We start from the raw sequence: 6802 nt of genomic DNA on the forward strand, positions 1-6802 counted from the left end.
GCATGAAATACAATTCGTGTAATTATAGTATCACAAGAAATGCTGTGTGTCAATGCGTTCGTGAAAAGTTGTTCATGTTTTCACAAACGGAGAGGAGGAATACGGGATGCAGAGAGTGATTCTTCACTGTGATATGAACAATTTCTATGCCTCTGTTGAGTGTATGCTGAACCCGGAACTGAAGAACAAGCCGGTGGCAGTGTGTGGTTCTGTGGAGGAACGGCATGGTATCGTACTTGCGAAGAACTATGCAGCAAAGGCGTTTGGCGTTTCCACGGGAGAGGCAATCTGGCAGGCAAAGCAGAAGTGCCAGGATCTTGTGATCGTGGAGCCGCACTATGAGCAATATATGAAGTTTTCAAAGCTGGCTCGTGAGATATACGATCGATATGATTCGCAAGTAATGCACACTGTGTTCTGACAAACCTGTAAAAGGAGGGGTTCTGATGTGTGGTGATTACACCCTTCGCCGTGAGAAAAGATACGTCGAAGTGGACGTTCGTTTTACTCCTGATGGCAAGATCCGCCCTCTTGCCATAAACTATGACAAGGCTCACACTTATGGAATTGATCGTGTCTTGGCAGTCAAACACGGGACATCACGCCTAGGCGGAAAAGGTCACTGCTTCACCTGCCTGATTTGCGGTCAGAAGCGGAATCTTTGGCTTGAACAGGGCAAGTGGTTCGTGGAAGCCTACTGTTCCGTGCCGGAAAGCTGTGCTTCGTAATGGCAAAATACTTATCCCGCACAGACCTTTCGCACATAGCGGGCAGGTATATCGAGCAGTACTATAACTTTTTCGGAATTAGCAAGGATGCCCCAGAACCCATTGACCCGGAACGGCTCGCAAGTTCTGTTCTTGGGCTGAATGTGAAAATGCTGCCGTTATGCAGCGATGGCAGTGTCCTAGGACTGACTGTTTTCCAGAAATGCGGTTTTACCGTAACCTTGGGGGACGGAACAAAGCTTGTAGAGGTGTTCATGCCGAAGGACGTCGTAATCGATTCCGCCCTTGCGGCAGACAGCTGCACCGGATGCCGGAATTTCACGATAGCGCATGAAGCGGCACACCATATTCTGGCTGACCAGTTTCCGAACGACTACGGAAAAGCAGTCAAGTGCCGTGGGCACATTGCCTATCGGGAACGAAACGGACAGCCCTCATGGGAAGAATGGCAGGCGAACACCCTTGCAGCGGAGCTGCTGATGCCAACATTTCTGGTCAACGCCGAAATAAAACGTGCAGCGCTGTGCCTGCCAAACGGAATCCTGTACAAATCCGCATCGGACCCGAACTATGAAAAAATTTTGGAGATGGCTGCACGGATGGGAGTATCGTGGTCTGCGATTAGGATCAGATTACAGCAGATGCAGATCATCAACGGCAAACCCATCCACTGCCACCCATTAGACGTCATTCGATTTGGAGAATAATATGACTTGGTCAAATAATCGCTCTTTTAAGAGTAAACCGCTGAACAATATACAGCAGGCACAATTCAGCATTGGCTGGAGGTTTTGTCCGGTTTGCGGACACAAGCTCTACCAAAAAACTGAGAGCTGTTCAGGCTCTATCAGCATAAAGTGCCTCAAGTGCGGCAACGTAGCAACCGTTGACTTAGCCTACCGCAGGCGCTGACTTTTTAGACAAAACACAATTTCAAAAATCGGGTGCATTGCACCCTGAATATGGACTGTTCGTCACCGAGCAACGGGCCATTGCCGCAAGGCAATGTATGAAACGTGCACCAAATAGCCGGGCAACAGCTGATAGAGTGATTCTGCTTTTAGAACCGCTCTGTTAGTTGGTTGTCCGGCTATTTTTTAGCCTTCAGGAAGCCTGCTCCCGCAAAAAGGAGCAGGCTTTATGTTTGTCCGTTTTTCGTGGATGCCCCAAGCGGCGAAATATCCGTAGCCTTCCAAATTTTCGACTTTTTACGCTTTATCGAAAATTTGGAGGTTACACATGAGTTTCAATAATGGTAATGAACGTCGCAAGCTGAACGCAAAGTGGGAGCAACTCCGTGTGCAGTACCGCGAAGCCGGAATGAGCGAAGAGGCAATTCAGGCGATGTATGAGTTTGATTTGGGCGTCCTGAACAGTGAACGCGCCTATGATGCCAGCACGGTGGCAGTCTGTGATGGCGAAGATGACGTTGACGCAAGGAAAGCAGCAGATCTTAAGCAATATGAGGCTGCGATCACGGTAACAGATACCTACCACGAAACCAAGAGCCGCTTTGGATGGATCGGCGAAATCGAGAATGAGCGGTTGCTGGCTGCTCTTGAAAGCTTATCGGAACTTGATCTCAAAATCCTTACGCTCTATGTCTATGCCGGGTACACCGAGTCCGAGATTGCAAGTGCCTTGGAATCCAAAAGGATTACGATTCATAAGCGAATCGAGCGAATGACTATGTTTTTGAAGAACTTTTGAACTATTTTCTTTTTCAGGTAACAATTTGCCCCTTCTCGATGGCTCGTAAGTGAAGGGACAATTTCCCAAGCGGCACTCACCGCAGGGCAAAGCGTCCGATCTCGCGCACCTTGAAAACTGAATAGTTCCGTCATCTGGTACTCCGATAATGATACTTCCGTAATTCGCGGCCCGGTCACAAAGCAGACGGGGTGGCTGAAATGCCAATGAAGCGGTACAAGTCCGCTGCCAGATGTTCATGCCCCACTCGCAGGGGGCCGAGGGCGAATATGCGAGACCTTTAATCATATTGATCCGGGAGCTGCCGGGTACGTTCTGTGCATCCGGCAGTTCCCGTTTTTTACGTATTCTTATTTATTCTTTGCCCGAATATCCACTTTTGATACATAGGAGGACACTTTTATGGACGAGTTGAACCCCACGGTGCGCGAGCAGGAAATCTACGAGGAGATGGAGCTGACCCCTGAGATGATCAAGTCCATCCGCACCCTCTGCGGCACCTGTCTGCGGCACTTTGTGGATGCAAAGGCTTTCAAGATCGCGCTTGTACCCAGCGCTGACCGAAGCATGGACACCTGCACCGTCTGCCAGATGAGGCGCGGCTATGATTATGTGGTCATGCACCGCTGACCCCAACCATACCACCATACCTTGAACGAAGCCCGCTGTGGAACATCCGGCAGCGGGCTTTGCACATAACAACATGGAGGTACAATTTTGCAGCAAAACTGGAAATTCCAACGCGGAGACATCTTCTTCACCCATTTCGGGGCGAGCACCGGCTCGGAACAGCACGGTGACCGCCCGTCGGTCATTCTTCAGAATGACGTGGGCAATTACCACTCTCCAACCCTGATCGTTGCGACCATGACAAGCAAGGCGGAAAAGAAAGTAAATCAGCCGACCCACTGCCTGTTGGAAAACGCAGGGTTGAATATGCCGTCTGTTGTGCAGGCAGAGCAGATCTTCACCATCGACAAAAGCCGGGCACTGAAGTATCTGGGGCATCTGACCCCGGAGGAGATGCGCCGGGTCGATGATGCAGTTCGCATCAGCCTTGCGCTGAACCCTATGGGCAGCATCCAGCAGATAGAGCCTATCCGGCGCTCTACGGCGGTTTATGCGCCGCCTGAGGTGGTGGATGGCAAACCGCCTGTCTACCCCTATACGCCCATCCGGTCGTCCTTTGAGAACGCCGGAAGCATCGAGGAAATGATGCTGTACACCGAGTTGCAATCCGCGGTTCATGCCATGATCCAGCGGTTGGAATACAGCTTCACCTTCAATCCCAGCCTGCTCACCAGCCCGAAGCGTAAGCAGCAGGTGACTGAGATCTTAGAAGAAGCTGAGAAGTACATTTGGAGGATCAAGGAGGAAATGAGATGCGCCTGAACGACAATAATACTTTCATTGGCATCAACCCGCCGTACCAGCTTTCGGTCATCCACAGCAGCAAGCTGATCTACCCCCGCGAGATTTACCAGCGGGGCGTGGAGCGCAAGCGGGTGGAGCTGATTGCAAGGGATTTCAACGAGTACATCGTTAACGAGCCGAAGGTCAGCTTCCGCAACGGCAGGTACTATGTAATGGACGGTCAGCACACCATCGAGGGCTGCATCCTCCTCAACGGCGGCGAGGACCGCCCGATCCTCTGCAAGGTCTACACCGGTCTGACGATGGAGCAGGAAGCCCTGCTCTTTGCGGAGCAGAACGGTCACTCTGCACCCCTGTCGGCGGGCATCAAGCTGCGCGCCAAGGTGGTGGGCGGCGATGCGCCCTCCAAGGCGTTTGTTGCAGCCACCAACCGGGTGGGGCTGTCCCTCAACTACGACAGTATGCAGCTGAGCGACTACCGCATCAGCTGCGTGGGCACGGCGCTGAAGCTGTACGACCAGCTGGGCGAAGAGATCTACTGCGAAGCCCTGCGGCACATCGTGGCGGCGTGGGAGGGCAGACCGGATTCCTTCCGGGCGGCTGTCCTGCGGGGCGTGATGTACTTTGTGCAGCTGTACCACGGGCAGTACAGCGCGGAGCGGCTTGTCCGTGCGCTGGGCGGCGTCCACCCCATGGAGCTCTACCGCATCAGCCGGGATAACCCCGCCAAGCTCCCGGGTTGGCGGCGGTACGTTTATCCCATCTACACCACCTACAACGGCAAGTGCAGGAAAGACGCACTGCCGATGAAGTTCTAAGCTCAAATATCTCCTTTGGCAAGGGCGATGGTACCCGAAAAAGGCCATTTGCTCTTTACATATAGTATTTTCTTTTGAATAATTGACATATTGAACTAGAGAGGAGAGGGCAGGAATGAGCGAGATCGCAGCCTGCACTTTGATTCAGGAAGAGCCTGACCGCAAGACGGAGCGGTACACTCCATTATAGAAAGGGGGGATCTGTTTGGGCGAAGAAACTTTGAATCCCCGTGATGCGTACCGTGTGATGCTCCGGGATTACCCGGATGTGCTGAACATCGACCAGATGTGCGAGATATTGAGCGTCAGCACAAAAACCGGGTATGCGCTTTTGAAAAAGGGGAGCATCCAGCATTTGAAGGTCGGACGCTCCTACCGCATCCCCAAGGCACATCTTTTGACTTATCTTATCGGATTCGCACCCGGTCACACCATCCGGGCGTGACATCCTTGCATTCTCTCCTGCCGTTGGGTACACTGATGGTGTCAGCGGCAGAAGTTACATATTCAGGTGGATGCAAAGACAGGAGGAAACATTATGGTAGCAGGGCATCTGCAAGAAAAAAACGACTTCTACTACATCGTTCTGAGTTACAAGGACGCAGACGGAAAGCGAAAGACCAAGTGGGAAGCCACCGGTCTGTCCGTCAAGAGGAACAAGAAGAAAGCCGAAGCTCTTTTGCTGGAACGTCGGAGGAACTTCATGGTTCCCACCGCACCTGCGGAGATCCGCTTGGACGATGACATTCTCTTTTCGGACTTCATGCTGAAATGGCTGGAAGTCACGAAAAGCTCTGTCCAAATCACGACCTATGCCAGCTATCAAGGAATGGTGGAGCGCATCATCGCTCCCTATTTCCGCAAGCGCGGCATCAAGCTGGTAGACCTGAAAGCCACCGATTTGCAGGATTTCTATACCAAACAGCTTGAACGGGTCAAGGCAAATTCGGTGATCCATTACCATGCAAACATCCACAAGGCATTGAAGTATGCGGTCAAGATCGACCTGATCCCCACCAATCCGGCAGATAAGGTCGAGCGTCCGAAGAAGAATGCGTTCAAGGGCAGCTATTACAGTGCCGAAGAGATCCATGCTTTGACGGAGGTCGCAGAGGGCACCAAGCTGGAGATCCCGGTTCTGCTGGCATCCTTCTACGGCCTGCGCCGCAGCGAGGTGCTGGGGCTGAAGTGGGATGCGATCGACTTTGAGGAAAACACTCTGGAGATCAAGCGCATCGTTACGCAGGCATCCATCGACGGCAAAAAGGTTCTGGTACAGGCAGACCGTGCAAAAACGAAGTCCAGCCTGCGGACGCTGCCTCTTGTGCCGCCCATCCGTGACCGCCTGCTGATGCTGAAAGGTCAGCAGGAAACCTACCGCCGCCTGTGCGGTAAAAGCTACAACCGGGATTATCTGGGCTATCTGTGTGTGGACGAGATCGGGAACATCATCCGCCCCAACTACGTTTCCGAGCAGTTCCCGAAGCTGTTGGAGAAAAACGGTCTGCGTCCTATCCGCTTTCATGACCTGCGTCATAGCTGCGCCAGCCTTCTTCTGGCAAACGGCGTTCCCATGAAGCAGATTCAGGAATGGCTGGGTCACAGCGACTTCTCCACCACCGCCAATATTTACGCCCACCTCGATTACGCTTCCAAGCTCTCGTCTGCACAGGCGATGCTGGAGGGGCTGGGCTATGGCAATGCGTCAGCATGATGCCATACGCCCACAAGACAGGGTGGACGGGCGATGTTCCGGCAAAAAAGAATGGACAGACGAATAAAATTCATCTGTCCATTCGATTTGGCGGAGCATCAGGGAGTCGAACCCTGGCACCGGTCTCCCGGCCTATCGCATTTCGAGTGCGACCTCTTACGACCACTTGAGTAATGCTCCAGATATTAAATTTTTAGAATGCTCCGTGCATTCTGGGAAAACTTTGGAGAGAATTTCAGGAGAGAACGACCGAAAATCGTTCACTCTCGAAGTCGGAAAAACCGCATGAAACCTAGCAAAACCGGAAATCCACTTCCAAAAAGCCAGTTGGATTTCGAGTGCGACCTCTTACGACCACTTGAGTAATGCTCCAGATATTAAATTTTTAGAATGCTCCGTGCATTCTGGGAAAACTTTGGAGAGAATTTCAGGAGAGAACGACCGAAAATCGTTCACTC

At 52.1% G+C, this 6802-nt stretch carries 8 protein-coding genes, 1 tRNA gene and 1 pseudogene; 9 read left to right on the top strand and 1 reads right to left on the bottom strand.

Annotated features, from left to right (window positions below):
• Window positions 1–106: 106 nt before the first annotated feature.
• The 9 genes and pseudogenes from P0G09_RS10915 to P0G09_RS10955 form a co-directional block, all read left to right on the top strand.
• Window positions 107–403, top strand: a pseudogene (locus tag P0G09_RS10915) (DNA polymerase IV); the annotation flags it as partial.
• Between the two features lie 43 nt (window positions 404–446).
• Window positions 447–728: a hypothetical protein gene (locus tag P0G09_RS10920; protein WP_015565736.1), complete on the top strand. Its 282-nt coding sequence runs from the start codon at window positions 447–449 to the stop codon at window positions 726–728.
• Window positions 728–1435, top strand: coding sequence for an ImmA/IrrE family metallo-endopeptidase (locus P0G09_RS10925; protein ID WP_097776432.1), 708 nt, complete (start codon window positions 728–730; stop codon window positions 1433–1435). The genes P0G09_RS10920 and P0G09_RS10925 overlap by 1 nt, the downstream gene beginning before the upstream one ends.
• Window positions 1436–1967: 532 nt before the next feature.
• Complete coding sequence (locus P0G09_RS10930) at window positions 1968–2438, top strand: sigma factor-like helix-turn-helix DNA-binding protein (RefSeq protein WP_097791182.1); 471 nt, start codon at window positions 1968–1970, stop codon at window positions 2436–2438.
• Window positions 2439–2840: 402 nt separating this feature from the next.
• A complete protein-coding gene (locus tag P0G09_RS10935) occupies window positions 2841–3068 on the top strand; it encodes a hypothetical protein (protein ID WP_217210801.1) in 228 nt (75 codons plus the stop codon).
• An 87-nt stretch (window positions 3069–3155) separates the two neighbouring features.
• A complete protein-coding gene (locus P0G09_RS10940) occupies window positions 3156–3830 on the top strand; it encodes a type II toxin-antitoxin system PemK/MazF family toxin (RefSeq protein WP_217210802.1) in 675 nt (224 codons plus the stop codon).
• Window positions 3821–4630, top strand: coding sequence for a DUF6551 family protein (locus tag P0G09_RS10945; RefSeq protein WP_097784817.1), 810 nt, complete (start codon window positions 3821–3823; stop codon window positions 4628–4630). The genes P0G09_RS10940 and P0G09_RS10945 overlap by 10 nt, the downstream gene beginning before the upstream one ends.
• Before the next feature lie 247 nt (window positions 4631–4877).
• Window positions 4878–5075: a helix-turn-helix domain-containing protein gene (locus P0G09_RS10950; protein WP_097791223.1), complete on the top strand. Its 198-nt coding sequence runs from the start codon at window positions 4878–4880 to the stop codon at window positions 5073–5075.
• 93 nt (window positions 5076–5168) lie between these two features.
• Window positions 5169–6344, top strand: a complete 1176-nt coding sequence (locus P0G09_RS10955) for a site-specific integrase (RefSeq protein WP_217210803.1) — start codon at window positions 5169–5171, stop codon at window positions 6342–6344.
• A gap of 88 nt (window positions 6345–6432) precedes the next feature.
• Here the strand turns inward: P0G09_RS10955 and P0G09_RS10960 are convergent.
• Window positions 6433–6524: transfer RNA gene (locus tag P0G09_RS10960), tRNA-Ser, on the bottom strand.
• Window positions 6525–6802 lie beyond the last annotated feature (278 nt).

The sequence above is a fragment of the Faecalibacterium sp. DFI.5.82 genome (assembly GCF_029076575.1).
Lineage (GTDB): Bacteria > Bacillota > Clostridia > Oscillospirales > Ruminococcaceae > Faecalibacterium > Faecalibacterium duncaniae.